The sequence below is a fragment of the Agrobacterium leguminum genome, assembly GCF_005144435.2.
Classification (GTDB): Bacteria; Pseudomonadota; Alphaproteobacteria; order Rhizobiales; family Rhizobiaceae; genus Agrobacterium; species Agrobacterium leguminum.
This window is the reverse complement of sequence record NZ_CP120212.1, coordinates 929,009-947,171: the sequence shown is the minus strand read 5'-3', so window position 1 is coordinate 947,171 and position 18,163 is coordinate 929,009. Positions and strand designations below refer to the sequence as shown.

Sequence of the window (18,163 nt, the reverse complement as noted above, 5' to 3'; positions counted from 1 at the left end):
CATGAGAACCATTCTTATCGCGGCGGCGCTTGGCGGTATTTTCGCCCTGTCGTCCTGCAGCAATGAAGAGCCGCCCTCCGAAAAGCCGCTCCGCACCGTCGATGTGGTCGCGGCTGAGAAAAAGCCCGTTGATCGCGGTAGCGTCATCACGGGCGAAGTAAAGGCACGGGTCCAGACGGATCTGTCCTTCCGGGTCAGCGGCAAAATCACCGAGCGGCTGGTGGATGTGGGCGCTCGGGTGAAGACCGGGCAATTGCTTGCCCGCATGGATCCCGAAGAGCAAAAGGCCGATCTAGATGTCGCCCTGGCCAACCTGCAATCAGCGGAAGCGCAGCAGACGCAGGCGCAATTGACGTTCGACCGTCAGCAAAGCCTGTTCAAGACGCAGGTGACCTCACGTTCGGCGGTCGACAAGGCCCAGGAAACCCTTCTCACGACGCAAGGGGCGGTGAGATCGGCGCAGGCGCAGCTCGATACGGCGCGCGATGCCCTGTCCTATACCGAACTCAGGGCGGATGCGGATGGCGTTATCACGGCGCGTAATGTGGAGGTCGGCCAGGTGGCGCAAGCCGCCCAGCTCGTTTTCACGCTCGCGCATGACGGACCGCGCGATGCGGTCTTCGATGTTTATGAATCCCTCTTCCTTGAGCGTGATATCGACAATCTCGTCAATGTCAGCCTCCTGTCGGACCCCGCCCGCAGTGTTGCGGCGCCGGTGCGGGAGATTTCTCCGACGATAGACCCGGACAATGGAACGATCAGGGTCAAGGTCGGCCTGAACGGCGATATGACCATGCCGCTCGGCGCGCCCGTATCCGGCCATTTCCGCTTCAAACAGGTCGATGCGATTGAGCTTCCGTGGTCGGCGATGACGTCGCAGGACGGCTTCCCCGCCGTCTGGGTGGTCGATCCGCAATCCTCGGAAATCGCCATGCGGCGCATCGAGGTCGCCGATTACGAGACGGGTCAATTCGTCATCACGCAGGGGCTTAATCCCGGCGATCTCGTCGTCACCGTCGGCACCAAATTTCTCCGCGCCGGTGAAAAGGTCGCCTATGAAAAAGGGCAGGCACAATAATGTCCAGTATATACAAAAGCTTGTTTTTGGTGGCTGTGGCGATTGCGGTTTCCTCCTGCGAGGACAAGCAAGAAGCCGCCGCCGAGGCGCCGCGCCCGGTGCTTTCCGTCGTCGCGGAAGAGAAGCCGGCCGATGCCCTGCGGCTGACCGGCACGGTGGAATCGCGCATTCAGACCGATCTCGGCTTTCGCGTGCTCGGGCGCATTATCGCCCGCAATGTCGATGTCGCCGATCTGGTGAAGAAGGGTGACGTGGTGGCGTCAATCGATCCGCTCGCGCTCGAGCTTGCGGTGAAGAGCGCGCAATCCGACCTCTCCAATGCGGAAGCGCAGCTGGCCAATGCAGTGACGACCGAGCAGCGCCAGCGCGTGCTGGCGGAAGCCCGCAGCGGCACGGAAGCGGCACTGGAAGAGGCCGAGCAGGCCACCCGCACCGCCAATGCGTCCGTCGCCAAGGCCCGCGCCAATCTGGACAAGGCCGAAGAGCAACTGGGTTATGCGCAGCTGCATGCGGAATTTGACGGTGTGGTGACGGCAACTTCGGGCGAAATCGGTCAGGTCGTCTCGGCCGGGCAAACGGTCGTGACCATTGCCCGTCCGGAAGTGCGCGATGTGGTGGTCGACGTTCCGCAATTTGCGGCCCAGCGGCTGGAAATCGGCTCCGCCTTCGAGATCGCCCTGCAGCTCGACCCGAAAATTCGCACTACCGGCGTGGTGCGCGAGATCGCTCCGGAAGCCGAAACGGCGACGCGCACACGCCGCACGAAGATCAGCCTGCAGGATGCGCCACCGGCATTTCGGCTCGGTTCCGTCGTCACAGCCTCGGTGCTTGCCGCATCCGAACCGCAGATCATGCTTCCGTCATCGGCCCTGCTGAAAACCGACAATGGATGGGGCGTCTGGATCGTCAATGCCGATACGGCAACGGTAACGCTCCGCCCGGTCACGATAGAGGGCGAGCCTGCCGAAGGCGGCAGCTTGCGCATCACCGGCGGCGTCAAGCCCGGCGAGCGTGTTGCCAGCGCCGGCGTTCACAAGCTCAAGGATGGACAGGCCATCAGGATCGATCAGGAGGTCCGTCAGTGAAGAAATTCAATCTCTCCGACTGGGCGCTCGAACACCGTTCGCTCGTCTGGTACTTTATGCTGGTTTTCGTTCTTGCCGGCGTTTTCTCCTATCTCAACCTCGGCCGCGAGGAAGATCCGAACTTCACCATCAAGACCATGGTGATCAGCGCGCAATGGCCCGGCGCTTCCGCCGAAGAAGTGGCGCGGCAGGTGACCGACAGGATCGAGAAGAAACTCGAGGAACTCGACAATCTCGACCATCTGCGCAGCCAGACGGTGGCCGGCCGTACGACGATCTTCGTGGAGCTGGTGCCGGAAACCAAGGCGCGCAACGTCGAGCCGACCTGGGTGCGGGTGCGCAACATGATCGGCGACATCAAGGGCGATTTCCCCTCGGGCGTCGTCGGTCCCTTCTTCAATGACCGCTTTGGCGATGTTTATGGCAATATCTATGCCTTCACCAGCGACGGTCTCAGCCAGCGGCAATTGCGCGATCTGGTGGAGGATGCCCGTGCGAAGGTGCTGACCGTCGACAATATCGGCAAGGTCGATGTCATCGGCGCACAGGACGAGACGATCTATCTGGAGTTCTCCACACGTCAGATCGCAGCGCTCGGCATCGACCAGCAGTCGATCATCAAGACGCTGCAAGCCCAGAACGCCGTCACGCAATCCGGCTTCGTCAATGCCGGGCCTGAGCGCGTGGCGCTGCGCGTCAGCGGCCAGTTCACCTCGGAAGACAGCCTGCGGTCCATCAATCTGCGGGTCAACAACCGGTTTTTCCCGCTGACGGAAGTGGCGACGATCCGGCGCGGTTATGTCGATCCGCCGTCCTCGCTGTTCCGCTTTAACGGTCAGCCGGCCATCGGCCTTGCTATCGGCATGAAAACCGGCGCGAACCTGCTGCATTTCGGCGAGGCGCTGGATGCTGAGATGAAGCGGGTGGTGGCGGATCTGCCTGTTGGTGTCGATGTGCATCGTGTGTCCGATCAGCCGGCCGTGGTCGATGAGGCGGTCTCTGGCTTCACCTCGGCGCTGTTCGAGGCCATCGCCATCGTTCTCGTCATCAGCTTCATCAGCCTTGGCCTCAGGGCCGGCATGGTGGTTGCCGTTTCCATTCCGCTCGTGCTGGCGATCACCTTCGTCTACATGGAATATACCGGCATTTCCTTGCAGCGTATCTCTCTGGGCGCCCTCATCATCGCGCTCGGGCTTCTCGTCGATGATGCGATGATCGCCGTCGAGATGATGGTCGCGCGGCTTGAGGTCGGTGACGATCTCAGGAAAGCGGCGACCTATGTTTATACTTCCACCGCTTTCCCGATGTTGACCGGTACGCTGGTCACCGTTGCCGGCTTCATTCCGGTCGGTCTCAACAACAGCGCGGCGGGTGAATTCACCTTCACGCTTTTTGTGGTGATCGCCGTTTCGCTGATCGTGTCATGGATCGTCGCGGTCCTGTTCACGCCGTTGCTCGGCGTGACGATCCTGCCGAAGACGATGAAATCGCACCATGAAAAGAAGGGCCGCTTTGCCTCCGCCTTTTCCTGGCTTCTTGGCCGGGCGCTGCGCTGGCGCTGGGTGACGATTATCCTCACCATTGCGCTGTTCGGTCTTTCCGTTGGCGGCATGAGCCTTGTGCAGCAGCAGTTCTTCCCGTCATCCGACCGCGTGGAGCTGATCGTTGACTGGAACCTGCCGCAGAACAGTTCCATTGCCGAAACCAACCGACAGATGGCGCAGTTCGAGCAGGAAATGCTCTCCAAGAATCCGGATATCGACCATTGGACAACCTATGTCGGTGAAGGCGCGCCGCGTTTCATCCTGTCTTTCGACGTGCAGACGCCGGATGTCACCTTCGGCCAGACGGTCATCGTCACCAAGGGGCTGGATGTGCGTGACAAGGTGCGCGCCGAGTTGCAGGACTATCTGAACAAGACTTTTATCGGCACCGACGCCTTCGTGAAACTGCTCGATATCGGTCCTCCGGTCGGAAAGCCGGTGCAATATCGCCTGAGTGGCCCTGATATCCAGAAGGTGCGCGAGCTCGGGCAGCAATTGTCGGGCATCGTCGGCGAACACCGGCTCTTGTCCAACATGGTGATGGACTGGAACGAGCCGACTCGTGTGGTGAAAGTGGATGTTCTGCAGGACAAGGCCCGCCAGCTCGGCGTTTCCTCGGAAGATATTGCCAATGCCATGAACAGCATTGTCGAAGGCTCCACCGTCACGCAGGTGAGGGACGATATTTACCTCGTCAACGTGGTGGCGCGGGCGCAGATGTCTGAGCGCAGCTCCATCGAAACCTTGCAGAACCTGCAATTGCCGGCGACCAACGGCAAGGCCGTCCCGCTCTCGGCGATTGCCAACTTCCGCTATGAGCTGGAGCAGCCGACCATCTGGCGTCGCGACCGGATTCCGACTGTCACCGTCAAGGCCGCCGTCATCGGCTCGACGCAGCCCGCCACAATCGTGGAACAGCTGAAGCCGAAGATCGAGGCGTTCCAGAAAGCGCTTCCCGTTGGCTACACGCTGGAGACGGGCGGCTCGGTAGAATCCAGCGCGGATTCGCAAGGGCCAATCGTTGCCGTGGTGCCGATGATGCTGTTTGCGATGGCGACCATCCTGATGATCCAGTTGCAGAGCTTCAGCCGGCTGTTCCTGGTCTTCGCCGTGGCGCCGACTGCCTTGATCGGCGTCGTGGTGGCGCTGCTCTTCTCCAATGCGCCGATGGGCTTCGTCGCCATTCTCGGCGTGCTGGCGCTGATTGGCATCCTGATCCGCAACTCGGTCATCCTCGTCGTGCAGATTGAGCATCTGAGAAGCGAAGGGGTCTCGGCTTGGCGAGCCGTCATCGAGGCGACCGAGCATCGTATGCGGCCGATCATGCTGACGGCGGCGGCGGCCACCCTTGCCCTCATCCCCATCTCCCGGGAAATCTTCTGGGGCCCGATGGCCTATGCGATGATGGGAGGTATCGTGGTGGGCACGGCGCTCACGCTGCTTTTCCTGCCGGCGCTCTATGTCGCGTGGTTCCGCATTCCGCGTGAGGATGACAAGCCGGAGGCAGCGGAAATCAAGGCGTAATATCTGACGCGGCGTGAGGGTGCGGCGATGCTGCATCCTCGCTTCAACAAAAATATCCGCCGTCGTTGTTCCGGCGGGCAGGATAATGTTAGGAAGGTCGGCTTGGCCGCGAGAGCGGCGGCCGTCCTTTTGCGTTTGGGCGGCTGTCTGGTTTTGCGTTGATATTGCGAACATATTGAGAGTGCGGAGGGTTTGAAGATGGGCGGGTTGTCGGATTGGCTTGCGGATGCGCAGCCGATCAATCGCAAGAATGCCGCAGAAGCGGTGTTCGATGATATCCGTTCCGCCATCACCTCGGGGCAGCTTGCGGTTGGCACCCGGTTGCCTTCCGAAGCCCATCTGGCCGCCCGATATGGCGTTAGCCGACCGATCATTCGCGAGGCTTTGCGGTCGCTCCAGACCCTGGGGCTGACGCAGACCCGCACCGGAAGCGGCACCTATGTGATGACGCCGACGCCGCCTTCCGAATTGAATTACGGCGCCTATTCCGCCCGCGATCTGATCGAGGCCCGCCCCTTCATCGAAGTTCCTGCGGCCGGTTGGGCGGCGTTGCGGCGCACGAATGCTCAACTGGAAGTCTTGCTTGACCTCTGTGATCGGATGGAAGCCGAAGAAAGGCCGCATCCCTGGGTGCTGCTGGATGGGCAATTCCATTGCGCCATTGCGGAAGCTTCGGCCAACAGGCTGTTCGCCAAGGTGGTGGCCGATGCCCGTGAGGCCCTTTCCCAACAGTCAGAGATGGTCAACCTGATGGCGGGTCGCCGCGTCGCCTCGAATTTCGAGCACCGCCGGATCGTCGAGGCGATCCGGCGGGGTTCAGCGCCCGAGGCGCGGGAGGCGATGGAGCTTCACCTTGGGCAGGTGAAGCAGGTGGTGACGACGATTATTGGCGAAGATCGGCTTCGCCAGCCGTGACGGCGGGCAGGTTGGCAAGGTGCCGCGGGCTCAGCGCCTGCTGCAATTGCGCATCGGTGAGATAACCTCGTTCCAGAACCACCTGCGGCACCGTGCGGCCGCTGGCAAGCGCCTCCTTGGCCACTTCCGTCGCCGCATAATAACCGATCAGCGGGTTGAGCGCGGTGGCGAGACCGATGGATTCTTCCACACGCTGCGCCATGATTGTCGGATTGGCGACGATGCCGTCGACGCAGCGTTCCGCCAAGGTGCGGCAGGCGGCGCTGAGCTGGCTGATGCTCTGTGAAAGCGCGCGCACGATGATCGGCTCGAAAGCGTTCAGCTGCAATTGCCCGGCTTCGGCCGCCATGGTGATGGTGATGTCATTGCCGATCACCGCATAGGCCACCTGGTTGACCACTTCGGGAATGACCGGATTGATCTTGCCCGGCATGATGCTGGAACCCGCCTGAACGGAGGGCAGGGTGATTTCGCCGATACCGGCGCGCGGGCCGGAAGAGAGCAGGCGAAGATCGTTGCAGGTTTTCGACAGCTTCACGGCGACGCGTTTCAGCACGCCGGAGAGATGCACGAAAGCGCCGGGGTCCTGTGTGGCTTCGATAAGGTCTGCCGCCGTCACCAGCGGACGTCCGGTCAGTTCCGCCAGGTGCTGGCAGGCAAGCTCGGCATAACCGCGCGGCGCATTCAGCCCGGTACCTATGGCGGTGGCGCCGAGATTGATCTCGTGCAGAAGTGCTGCGGATTCGATGAGGCGCGCCTGATCTTCTCCCAGCATCACCACGAAGGTGCGGAATTCCTGGCCGAGCGTCATCGGCACGGCGTCCTGCAATTGCGTGCGGCCGATCTTGATGAAGCCGGCAAATTCCTGCGCCTTGCGGTCGAAGGCATCCTTCAGCACGCCCATGGAAGCCGCCAGATCGTCGATGGCCTCGATCAGCCCGACATTGATCGCGGTCGGATAGGCGTCGTTGGTCGACTGGCTTAGATTGACATGGTCGTTCGGGTGAAGCCGGGCATAATCGCCTTTTTCGTGTCCGAGCAGTTCGAGCGCACGGTTGGCGATGACCTCATTGGCGTTCATATTGGTGGAGGTGCCGGCTCCGCCCTGAATTTCATCCACCACGAACTGCTCATGCAGCGCACCGGCGCGGATTTCGCGGCAGGCTGCGGCGATGGCTTGCATGCGTTCCGTGTCGAGAAGGCCGAGCTCGTGATTTGCGCGTGCCGCCGCCTCCTTCACATAGGCCAGTCCCCTGACGAGATAGGGGTTGTGGCCGATGGTCACCCCGGTAATCTTGAAGTTTTCCACGGCGCGCGCCGTGTGCACGCCCCAATAGACATCCGCCGGAATTTCCTTCGTCCCGAGCAAATCATGCTCCTTGCGCGTCACGCTCACTTTTTCCTCCACTGGCTTTTAAGCGTTGCTATATCTGTAAAGCTGTCTTACAGATTTTTCGACCTTAATTCGGGGGGAGGAGAAGGTCAATCATATCGAATACGCTTGACGAACGGCATTATCTGCCATTATGAGGAGCGAAAATCTGTCATGCAGCTTTACAGCGTGCATGAGCATGCATGCTGGCCATATTCCAGCGCGGACTGTGCCAGTTTCATTTTCATTTCCGGCTTATCGCCGACTGCAAGCACTTTATCGGGAGGATAAATATCCATGCATTCTGGGAAAACGGCGTCTGCCGACCGTGAGGTCTTCGTCGAAGAAGATCTCGGTTACCACAAGGCCCTCAAGCCGCGTCAGATCCAGATGATCGCCATTGGCGGCGCCATCGGCACCGGGCTTTTCCTTGGTGCGGGTGGGCGTCTGGCGCAGGCAGGCCCGGCGCTGGTGTTCGTTTATGCGCTTTGTGGCTTCTTCGCGTTTCTGGTGCTGCGCGCGCTCGGCGAACTGATCATGCATCGCCCCAGCTCCGGTTCCTTCGTGTCCTATGCCCGTGAGTTCTACGGCGAGAAAATGGCCTTCGCGGCCGGCTGGATGTATTGGCTGAACTGGGCCATGACCTCGGTGGCGGATGTGACCGCCGTTGCCCTCTACATGAATTTCTTCAAGCAATATGTTCCGTGGCTTGCCGGTATCGACCAGTGGGTCTTCGCGATGACGGCGCTTCTGGTCGTGCTGGCCATGAACATGCTGTCGGTGAAGGTCTTCGGTGAGCTTGAATTCTGGTTCAGCCTCATCAAGGTGCTGGCGCTTGCGATCTTCCTCGTGGTCGGCATTTATTTCGTCATCTTCGGCACCCCCATCGAAGGCCATGTCACCGGCTTCAGCATCATCACCGATAATGGCGGTTTCTTCCCGAACGGCATTTTGCCAGCCTTCGTGATCATACAGGGCGTCGTCTTCGCTTATGCATCCATCGAACTGATCGGCACGGCGGCAGGCGAGACGGAAGACCCGCGCAAGGTCATGCCTCGCGCCATCCGCGCCGTGGTCCTGCGTCTCGTGGTCTTTTATGTCGGTTCGGTGCTGCTGTTCGCGCTGCTTCTGCCCTATACCGCCTACAAGGCCGGCGAGAGCCCCTTCGTCACCTTCTTCGGTTCCATCGGCGTGCAGGGCGCTGACGTGATCATGAACCTCGTCGTTCTGACCGCCGTGCTGTCCTCGCTCAATGCCGGGCTTTATTCCACCGGCCGCATCCTGCATTCGATGGCGGTTTCCGGTTCGGCGCCGGCAGCACTTGCGAAGATGAACAAGAACGGCGTGCCCTATGGCGGCATCGCTGTGACTGCCGTCGTCACTGTTCTCGGTGTGGCGCTGAACGCCGTCGTTCCCGCTTCGGCCTTTGAGATCGCGCTCAACCTCTCGGCGCTTGGCATCATCTGCGCATGGGCCGTCATTGTGCTCTGCCAGTTGAAGCTCTGGCAGCTTTCTGAGCGCGGTGAACTCGTGCGTCCGGATTTCCGCATGTTCGGCGCGCCCTATACCGGCATTCTCACGCTCATCTTCCTGTTCGGCGTGCTGGTGCTGATGGCCTTCGATTATCCCGTCGGCTCCTGGACCATCGCGTCCCTGCTGGTCATCATCCCGGCGCTCGTCATCGGCTGGTATCTCTTGCGTGACCGCATCTACCGCCTCGCGGACGAGCGTGCGGGGGCATCGCAGTGAGCGGGCAGGACGCAACGCCTCTGGTGGCGGTCATCGCCACCGGCGGCACCATCGCCAGCCGGCGTGGTGCCGATGGCGTCAGCACGCCCAGCCTTTCGGGTGAGGACCTGCTGGCGCTGGTTCCGCAGATCAACGCCCGGCTGAAGCCGGTCGACCTGATGGCGAAGGATTCCTCCAGCCTGACACTGGCAGACATGCAGCGCATCAGCGATGCGGTGGGCGCCGAGCTCGATGATCCCGCTATTGCCGGCATCGTGGTTCTGCATGGCACCGACGCCATGGAAGAATCCTCGCTGCTCGTGCATTTGCAGCGGGCCATCACAAAGCCGGTGGTCTTCACCGGCGCACAGTTTACCGCAGACCATAAGGACGCGGACGGGCCGGCCAATCTGGCCCGGGCCATAGAAACAGCGCTCGATCAGGCGAATGCCCCAAAAGGCGTGCTCCTCTCCTTCGGCCGCCGCTGTCTGCCGGCCTGGGGGCTTTATAAGCTGAGCGCGGACGAAGCGGATGCCTTCCGCTCCGCCCGGCCGCTGGCCGCTGCCGCAACGCTGCGGCTTTCCGCCCCGGTAACCGATCAGCGCGTCGATATCGTCGCCATTCATCCCGGCTGTGACGCAACCCATATCGATGCAAGCCTGCAGGCGGGCGCGAAAGGCATCGTTCTTGCCGCACTCGGTTCCGGCAACGCCAATCCGCGTATCGCCGAAGCCGTGAAGCGCTGCGCCGAACGCGGCGTGCCCGTCATCGTTTCCAGCCGCGTGCCGGAAGGGCGGCTGGTGGCGACTTATGGCGGCGGTGGCGGCGGGCATGATCTTGTCGCGGCGGGTGCCGTGCATTCATCCACGCTTCGCCCGGGTCAGGCCCGCATTTTGCTGGCCGCGCTGCTGGCCGGTAAAAGCCCGCCGGAAACCATCGTTTCCGCTTTCGGTGACAGCCCGCTCGCTTAGAGCATTTCCAGGAAAAGTGGACCCCGGTTTTCCGTCCGGAAATGCGTCAAAACTCTAAGTAGCGGCAGCGATGCCCGCGACCGGCGGGCATCGAAATTCCTATAGGATTCCTATTTTATTGTCTCTGTGGCCGTCTCGAACCTTTATGCGGTTCGGGTGCATTCTTCTGTGCGTGAAGGGATGGTGTTCCCTTCTCAGCCAGAAAGAATGAAAAGCGACGTCCCACATGACGGCGCTTTTCTTCCTGTCCGGCTCCTCGAATAAAAAGGAGTCCCATCGATGATGGATATTGTTCTGATCGGCGCAGCCACGGTGTTTTTCGCCCTCTGCTTTGCCTATACGCGCGCCTGCGACCGGCTTTAGACGGAGGCTGCGATGACATTCGACTATATCTTGAGCGGTGCCGTCACGGTCTTTATCGCCGCCTATCTCACCTATGCTCTCATTCGCCCCGAACGTTTCTGATCGGGAAGCGGCGGTTCGAGCGGCGCAGAGAAAATGGAATCGGATCCGCCGCTCTCTCTTTCTGTCCGAGCATCGGATCTTCCGAAAACCGCATGACACTTTTCGGTCCGATGCTTTATTGAAAGTTCAATACCATGACCCTCAATGGATGGTTTCAGATTCTGCTGTTTTGCGGGATCATTTTTGCGCTGGTGAAGCCGCTCGGCTTCTATATGGCGCGTGTCTTTAGTGGCGAGCGCACCCTGCTGTCGCCGGTTCTCGCACCGGTCGAGCGCGGCCTTTATGCCCTTGCCGGGACAAGCGAGCGTGAGGAGCAGCACTGGACGACCTATGCTTTCTCCATGCTGCTCTTCAACCTGCTCGGTTTTGCCCTGCTTTATGCCCTGATGCGCTTTCAGGCGGTGCTGCCCTATAATCCGCAGGGAATGGCGGCCGTGGGGCCGGAATTGTCCTTCAATACGGCGGTCAGCTTCGTCACCAACACCAACTGGCAGAATTATGGCGGCGAAAGCACCCTGTCCTATCTGACCCAGATGGCGGGTCTCACCGTGCAGAACTTCGTCTCCGCCGCAACAGGCATGGCAATCGCCATCGGCCTGATCCGCGCATTTTCCCGCGCTTCCGGCAAGGCGATCGGCAATTTCTGGGTGGATATGGTCCGCTCAACCCTCTACGTGCTTTTACCCCTCTGCATCGTGCTGACCCTCGTTTATGTCTGGCTTGGCGTGCCGCAGACGCTGGGCGCCTATGTGAATGCCCAGACGCTGGAAGGGGTGCAGCAGACGATTGCGGTTGGTCCCGTGGCGTCGCAGCTGGCGATCAAGATGCTGGGCACTAACGGCGGCGGCTTCTTCAACGCGAATTCCGCACACCCGTTCGAAAACCCGGACGCCATTTCCAATATGATCCAGATGGTGTCGATCTTCGCCATCGGCGCAGCCTTTACCAACGTCTTCGGCCGCATGGTCGGCAACCAGCGCCAGGGCTGGGCGATCCTCTCCGCCATGGGCGTGCTGTTCATCGCCGGTGTCGCCGTCACCTATTGGGCGGAAGCGGCCGGAAACCCGCTGATGCACGGCTTCGGTCTTGCCGGCGGCAATATGGAGGGCAAGGAGGTCCGCTTCGGCGTGGCGCTCTCGTCGCTCTTCGCGGTCATCACCACCGCCGCCTCCTGCGGCGCGGTCAACGCCATGCACGGCAGCTTCACGGCGCTGGGCGGTCTTATCCCGCTTATCAACATGCAACTGGGCGAGGTGATCGTCGGCGGTGTCGGCGCGGGTTTTTACGGCATTCTGCTGTTCATCGTCATCGCCATCTTCGTGGCGGGTCTGATGGTCGGGCGCACGCCGGAATATCTCGGCAAGAAGATCGAGGCCAAGGAAATGAAGATGGCGGTTCTGGCCATTCTCTGCCTGCCGCTCGCCATGCTGGTCTTCACGGCAACGGCCACCGTGCTGCCCTCGGCGGTCGCGTCAATCGGCACGGCAGGGCCGCACGGCTTCTCCGAAATCCTCTATGCCTATACCTCGGCGGCCGCCAATAACGGCTCCGCTTTCGGCGGCCTTACTGGCAATACGACCTGGTACAACATCACGCTTGGCTTTGGCATGCTGATGGGACGTTTTCTGGTCATCATTCCGGCACTCGCCATTGCCGGTTCGCTGGTCACCAAGAAGACCGTTCCGGCCTCGGCTGGCACCTTCCCGACGGATGGCCCGCTTTTTGTCGGCCTGCTTGTAGGCACGATCCTGATCGTCGGCGGCCTTACCTTCCTGCCTGCACTGGCGCTCGGCCCCGTTGCCGAACATCTGGTGATGGCGGCAGGCCAGCTCTTCTGAGGTGATGCCATGAACGACAAGTCCCGAAATAACCGCATCGTTTCCACCCGCAAAGGCGCTCCCGGCAGGGGGAGCGCCACGCCCGGCGGCTGGTGCGCTTCCAATGTCATTCTCGCGATGATGGCGGCTCTCGTCGCCGCCGTTGTCGCTCTCGAAGTTATCACGGGTTGATCGACCTTCATCGGTCGCCCTGTTTCAAACGCTGGAGCCTCTTCATGAGCCAGTCCAAACAAGCGAGCATCCTCGATTCTCGCATTTTCGTGCCGGCCATTGCCGCCGCATTCAAAAAGCTCAACCCACGCACGCTTGCCCGCAATCCGGTCATGTTCGTGGTCGCGACGGTGTCCGTGCTGACGACCGTGTTGTTCATCCGCGATCTCATCATGGGCGGCGCCAATCTCGGTTTTTCCTTCCAGATCAACCTCTGGCTCTGGTTCACCGTATTGTTCGCCAATTTCGCGGAAGCCGTCGCCGAAGGGCGCGGCAAGGCGCAGGCGGATTCGCTGCGTCGGACCCGCACCGAAACCCAGGCGAAACTGCTCACCGGCGATGACCGCAGCCAGTATAAGATGGTGGCGGGCACCAGCCTGAAGGTGAACGATGTCGTTCTCGTCGAGGCGGGCGATATCATCCCCTCCGACGGCGAGGTCATCGAAGGTGTCGCCTCCGTCAACGAGGCGGCGATAACAGGCGAATCCGCCCCTGTCATCCGCGAATCCGGTGGGGACCGCTCTGCCGTCACCGGCGGCACGCAGGTGCTGTCGGACTGGATCAGGGTTCGCATCACCGCCGCCGCCGGTTCCACCTTCCTTGACCGGATGATTTCGCTGGTCGAAGGTGCTGAACGCCAGAAGACGCCGAACGAGATCGCGCTCAACATTCTGCTCGCGGGCATGACGCTGATCTTTGTGCTGGCTACGGCGACTATTCCGAGCTTTGCATCCTATGCCGGCGGTTCGATCCCGATCATCGTGCTGGTGGCGCTGTTCGTGACGCTCATCCCCACCACCATCGGCGCGCTTCTGTCGGCTATCGGCATTGCCGGCATGGACAGGCTGGTGCGTTTCAACGTGCTGGCCATGTCCGGCCGCGCCGTCGAGGCTGCCGGCGATGTGGATACGTTGCTGCTCGACAAGACCGGCACCATCACGCTCGGCAACCGTCAGGCGACCGAGTTTCGCTCCGTTGCCGGCGTTTCCGAGCAGGAACTGGCCGATGCGGCGCAGCTTGCCTCCCTTGCCGACGAAACGCCGGAAGGCCGTTCCATCGTGGTTCTTGCCAAGGAAAAATACGGCATCCGCGCGCGTGACATGCAGAAACTGCATGCGAATTTCGTTCCCTTCACCGCCCAGACCCGCATGAGCGGTGTCGATTTCGAAGGTTCGTCCATTCGCAAGGGCGCAGTCGACGCCGTTCTCGCCTATGTTAACGGCGGCGCTCCGCAACAGGGCAATGTGGCGCTTGCCGTCAAAACCGAAACGGACGCCGCACGCGGCATCCGGACAATTGCGGAAGAGATCGCCAAGACCGGCGGCACGCCGCTCGCCGTCGTGCGGGACGGAAAGCTGCTGGGTGTCGTGCAGCTGAAGGACATCGTCAAGGGCGGCATTCGCGAGCGTTTCGCAGAGCTTCGCCGCATGGGCATCCGCACGGTTATGATCACGGGCGACAACCCGATGACAGCGGCAGCGATTGCGGCCGAAGCCGGCGTCGATGATTTCCTCGCCCAGGCGACACCGGAAAACAAGCTGGAGCTTATCCGCGAGGAACAGGCCAAGGGCAAGCTCGTCGCCATGTGCGGCGATGGCACCAACGACGCACCGGCGCTGGCGCAGGCCGATGTCGGTGTTGCCATGAATACCGGCACGGTTGCGGCACGCGAGGCGGGCAATATGGTCGATCTCGACAGCGATCCGACCAAGCTCATCGAGATCGTCGAAATCGGCAAGCAATTGCTGATGACGCGCGGCGCGCTGACGACGTTCTCCATCGCCAACGATATCGCCAAATATTTCGCCATTATCCCGGCAATGTTCCTGGCGCTCTATCCGCAGCTCGGCGTTCTGAATGTGATGGGGCTTTCGACACCGCAGAGCGCCATCCTGTCGGCGATCATCTTCAACGCGCTCATCATCATCGCGCTCATCCCGCTCTCGCTGAAGGGCGTCAAATATCGGCCGATCGGCGCGGGCGCGCTGCTGTCGCGCAATCTGGTCATCTATGGCCTCGGCGGCATCATCGTTCCCTTCATCGGCATCAAGGCCATTGACCTCGCCATCACGGCGCTCGGTCTTGCCTGAGGAGTAAAGACAATGTTCAAACAGCTTCGTCCCGCACTGGTGCTCATCCTCGCCACCACCGCCATCACCGGCCTTGCCTATCCTCTGGGCATGACGGGTCTCGCGCAGGCGATCTTCCCCTTTCAGGCCAATGGCAGCCTCATCGAAAAGAGTGGTGCGGTTGTAGGTTCGCAATTGATCGGGCAGTCCTTTGCCAGTGAGAAATATTTCCATGGCAGGCCATCGGCTGCCGGCGATGCTTACAATGCCGCTTCGTCGTCCGGCTCCAATCTCGGTCCGACGAGCGCCAAGCTTATCGACCGGGTGAAACAGGATTACGAGGCCGCAAAAGCCGAAAATCCGGCGGCCGAGGTTCCGGCCGATCTGGTGACGGCCTCGAGCAGCGGCCTTGATCCGCATGTTTCGCCGGAGGCCGCTTATTTTCAGGTGCCGCGCGTCGCCAAAGCAAGGGGCATGGATGAGGCATCCTTGCGTACCATCGTCGAGCGCCATGTCGAAGGACCGGAACTTGGATTCATGGGAGAGCCGGTCGTGAATGTGCTGGCGCTCAATATGGCTCTTGACGCAGCCGGCTCATGAACTGAAATGGCTATGGCTTGTTCGCAAGCCATAGCCTCGACACTGGTGGGTTAAATGCCTGACGACAATCGCGATATGCCGAGCCGACCATCGCCCGATGCGCTGCTGGAAAACGCCCGGCGCGAGGCGCGGGGCCGGCTGAAGATATTTTTAGGGGCGGCGCCCGGCGTCGGCAAGACCTATGAAATGTTGATGTCCGGCCGTGCGAAGCTGGCGGAGGGGGTAGATGCCGTCATCGGCGTTGTGGAAACCCATGGCCGCCGGGAAACCGAAACGCTGGTGCAGGGTTTAGAGATCATCGCGCGCCGGCGTATCGATTATCGCGGTCAGGTGCTGGAAGAGATGGATCTCGATGCCATTCTCGCCCGTCGTCCCGCCCTGGTTCTGGTCGATGAACTGGCCCACACCAATGCCGCCGGCAGCCGCCACCCCAAGCGCTATATGGACGTTCAGGAGATTCTGGCGCAGGGCATCGATGTCTATACGACGCTGAACATCCAGCATGTCGAAAGCCTGAACGATGTCGTTGCACAGATCACCCGCATCCGTGTTCGCGAAACGGTGCCGGACAGCATCATCGACCGGGCCGACGATGTCGAAATCATCGATATTACGCCAGACGATCTGATCAAGCGGCTGCAGGATGGCAAGGTTTACCTGCCCCGCACCGCCCGGCGCGCCATCGAGAATTATTTCTCGCGCGGCAATCTGACCGCGCTACGCGAACTTGCGCTGCGGCGCACCGCGCAACGGGTGGATGAGCAATTGCTCAACCACATGCAGTCCCATGCCATTTCCGGCCCATGGGCGGCGGGAGACAGGGTTCTGGTCTGCCTCGATCATGGCGGCAACGGTCCGGGGCTGGTGCGTTATGCCCGCCGGCAGGCGGATCGTCTGCGCGCACCATGGACGGCGCTGCATCTCGATACGCCGCGTTCGCAGCAATTGTCGGAGGCGGAAAAGGACCGGCTGGCCGGCACGATGCGGCTCGCGCAGCAGCTTGGCGGCGAGACGGTGACCCTGCCGGCGCTCGATCTGACGCGGGAGATCATCTCCTACGCCAACGCCAATAATTTCACCCACATCATCATCGGCCGCCCGCGAAAATCCTGGTGGCAGCGGATTTTTCAACGTTCGCTGACGCATGATCTGATTGACCATGCGGGCGATATCAGCGTTCACGTCATTTCCGGCGATAAAAAAGAAGGGAAGCTGGGCCAGGCCGCAAAGCCGGCCTCGGCGCAATCGCATCGTTCCATACGGCCTTATCTTAACAGCACCCTGTTCGTCGGCCTGGCGATCGTGGCCGGCATCGTGCTCGACCAGACGCTCGATGTCAGAAATTTGGCGCTGGTGTTCCTGATGGCGGTTCTGGCCGCCGCCGTGCGCGGCGGGCTGGGGCCAGCGCTTTATGCCTCCCTGCTCGGCGCTTTTGCATTCAATTTTTTCTTCCTTGAGCCGCGTTATACCCTCACCGTTCGCGATCCGGAAAGTGTCGTGGCGCTGCTGTTTTATCTCGGCGTGGCGCTTGTCGCCTCCAATCTCACGGCGGCCGTACAACGGCAGGCCGCTGCCGCGCGGGCAAGGGCGCGAACGACGGAAGATTTATATCTGTTCTCCAAGAAGCTTTCGGTGACGGGAACGCTGGACGATGTGCTGTGGGCGGCCGCTTTCCAGATGGCCTCGATGCTGAAGGTTCGGATCGTTCTGCTTCTACCGGAAAACAATACGATCACGGTCAAGGCGGGGTATCCGCCGGACGATACGCTGGTGGATGCCGATATTGCCGCCGCGCAATGGGCCTGGGAACATAACAAGGCTGCGGGCAGGGGCGCAGATACGCTTCCCGGCGCCAAACGTCTTTACCTGCCCCTACGCACCGGCAGCGGCGCCGTCGGCGTGGTGGGGCTGGACGATGACCGGCTCGGTCCGCTTCTGACGCCCGAACAGCAGCGACTGTTCGATGCCCTGGCCGATCAGGCAGCACTTGCCATCGAGCGAATCCAGCTCGTCTCGGATGTCGACCGGGCAAGGCTTGCGGCGGAAACCGACCGGCTGCGCACCGCGCTGCTGACATCCATTTCCCATGATCTCAAGACGCCGCTTGCGGCCATTCTGGGCTCGGCGGGAACGCTGAAGGATTTCGCCGAGGACATCCCGCCGGATGCCCGCGCCGAACTGCTGTCGACGATCGTCGAGGAATCCGAGCGGCTGAACCGCTTCATCTCCAATCTTCTTGATATGACGCGGATCGGTTCGGGCGCGATGGAGCCGAATTACGGTCTGCATTTCGTGGGCGATATGGTCGGAACCGCACTTTCGCGCGCAGCGAAAATCGTCGTCAGGCATGAGATCGTTCTGGATATTCCCTCCGACCTGCCGATGCTGAAGGTCGACCCTGTGCTTTTCGAACAGGTTCTGTTCAATCTCATCGACAATGCCGCCAAATACGCTCCCGAACACACAGCCATCGAGATTCGCGGTTGGCGGCAGGGCAAAAATATCTTCCTCTCCGTGGCCGATGCGGGGCCGGGTATTCCGCCCGACGATACGGAACGGGTCTTTGACAGTTTCTACCGGGTGCGCAAGGCGGATCATGTGCAGGCCGGAACGGGCCTGGGGCTGTCGATCTGCAAGGGGTTTATCGAGGCCATGGGTGGCTCGATCCGCGCGGAAAACAGGTCGGGCCGCACCGGTGCGCAGTTTACTGTCAGTTTGCCGGTTCCCGCCGATGCGCCGGTGATAGACCATGATTAAGGCGCGA

The 18,163-nt window shown here is 61.2% G+C and carries 13 protein-coding genes; 12 read left to right on the top strand and 1 reads right to left on the bottom strand.

What is annotated here, in order from left to right; genetic code table 11:
• The first annotated feature begins 1 nt into the window (after nt 1).
• The 4 genes from CFBP4996_RS18910 to CFBP4996_RS18895 all read left to right on the top strand — a co-directional run bounded on the left by CFBP4996_RS18910 (nt 2) and on the right by CFBP4996_RS18895 (nt 6,146).
• Complete coding sequence (locus CFBP4996_RS18910) at nt 2-1,078, top strand: efflux RND transporter periplasmic adaptor subunit (protein ID WP_080854223.1); 1,077 nt, start codon at nt 2-4, stop codon at nt 1,076-1,078.
• Nucleotides 1,078-2,163 carry an efflux RND transporter periplasmic adaptor subunit gene (locus CFBP4996_RS18905; RefSeq protein ID WP_080854224.1) on the top strand — a complete coding sequence of 362 codons (1,086 nt, stop codon included), beginning with the start codon at nt 1,078-1,080 and terminating at the stop codon, nt 2,161-2,163. The genes CFBP4996_RS18910 and CFBP4996_RS18905 overlap by 1 nt, the downstream gene beginning before the upstream one ends.
• Complete coding sequence (locus CFBP4996_RS18900) at nt 2,160-5,231, top strand: efflux RND transporter permease subunit (protein WP_080854225.1); 3,072 nt, start codon at nt 2,160-2,162, stop codon at nt 5,229-5,231. The genes CFBP4996_RS18905 and CFBP4996_RS18900 overlap by 4 nt, the downstream gene beginning before the upstream one ends.
• A 198-nt stretch (nt 5,232-5,429) precedes the next feature.
• Complete coding sequence (locus CFBP4996_RS18895) at nt 5,430-6,146, top strand: FadR/GntR family transcriptional regulator (protein ID WP_020012272.1); 717 nt, start codon at nt 5,430-5,432, stop codon at nt 6,144-6,146.
• Here CFBP4996_RS18895 and CFBP4996_RS18890 read toward each other — a convergent pair.
• Entirely contained in the window at nt 6,115-7,542 is a 1,428-nt protein-coding gene (locus CFBP4996_RS18890) for an aspartate ammonia-lyase (RefSeq protein WP_233283573.1), read from the bottom strand. The two genes, CFBP4996_RS18895 and CFBP4996_RS18890, sit on opposite strands and share 32 nt — an antisense overlap.
• A 273-nt stretch (nt 7,543-7,815) precedes the next feature.
• On the opposite strand from CFBP4996_RS18890, the gene CFBP4996_RS18885 reads away from it, so the two are divergent.
• From CFBP4996_RS18885 to CFBP4996_RS18850, 8 genes are all read left to right on the top strand, one after another.
• Nucleotides 7,816-9,267 (top strand): amino acid permease, encoded by a 1,452-nt coding sequence (locus tag CFBP4996_RS18885; protein WP_020813467.1) that lies wholly within the window; start codon nt 7,816-7,818, stop codon nt 9,265-9,267.
• Nucleotides 9,264-10,217 carry an asparaginase gene (locus tag CFBP4996_RS18880; RefSeq protein WP_080854227.1) on the top strand — a complete coding sequence of 318 codons (954 nt, stop codon included), beginning with the start codon at nt 9,264-9,266 and terminating at the stop codon, nt 10,215-10,217. The genes CFBP4996_RS18885 and CFBP4996_RS18880 overlap by 4 nt, the downstream gene beginning before the upstream one ends.
• A gap of 375 nt (nt 10,218-10,592) precedes the next feature.
• Nucleotides 10,593-10,682, top strand: coding sequence for a K(+)-transporting ATPase subunit F (kdpF, locus tag CFBP4996_RS18875; protein ID WP_003506089.1), 90 nt, complete (start codon nt 10,593-10,595; stop codon nt 10,680-10,682).
• Between the two features lie 134 nt (nt 10,683-10,816).
• Entirely contained in the window at nt 10,817-12,520 is a 1,704-nt protein-coding gene (gene kdpA, locus CFBP4996_RS18870) for a potassium-transporting ATPase subunit KdpA (protein ID WP_080854228.1), read from the top strand.
• 9 nt (nt 12,521-12,529) lie between these two features.
• Nucleotides 12,530-12,691 (top strand): hypothetical protein, encoded by a 162-nt coding sequence (locus CFBP4996_RS18865; RefSeq protein WP_162936065.1) that lies wholly within the window; start codon nt 12,530-12,532, stop codon nt 12,689-12,691.
• Nucleotides 12,692-12,735: 44 nt separating this feature from the next.
• On the top strand, nt 12,736-14,820 hold the full coding sequence (gene kdpB, locus CFBP4996_RS18860; RefSeq protein ID WP_080854859.1) for a potassium-transporting ATPase subunit KdpB: 2,085 nt from the start codon (nt 12,736-12,738) through the stop codon (nt 14,818-14,820).
• Between the two features lie 12 nt (nt 14,821-14,832).
• Nucleotides 14,833-15,399 (top strand): potassium-transporting ATPase subunit KdpC, encoded by a 567-nt coding sequence (gene kdpC, locus CFBP4996_RS18855; RefSeq protein WP_080854229.1) that lies wholly within the window; start codon nt 14,833-14,835, stop codon nt 15,397-15,399.
• Nucleotides 15,400-15,453: 54 nt separating this feature from the next.
• Nucleotides 15,454-18,156 (top strand): DUF4118 domain-containing protein, encoded by a 2,703-nt coding sequence (locus CFBP4996_RS18850; RefSeq protein WP_080854230.1) that lies wholly within the window; start codon nt 15,454-15,456, stop codon nt 18,154-18,156.
• Nucleotides 18,157-18,163: the final 7 nt, after the last annotated feature.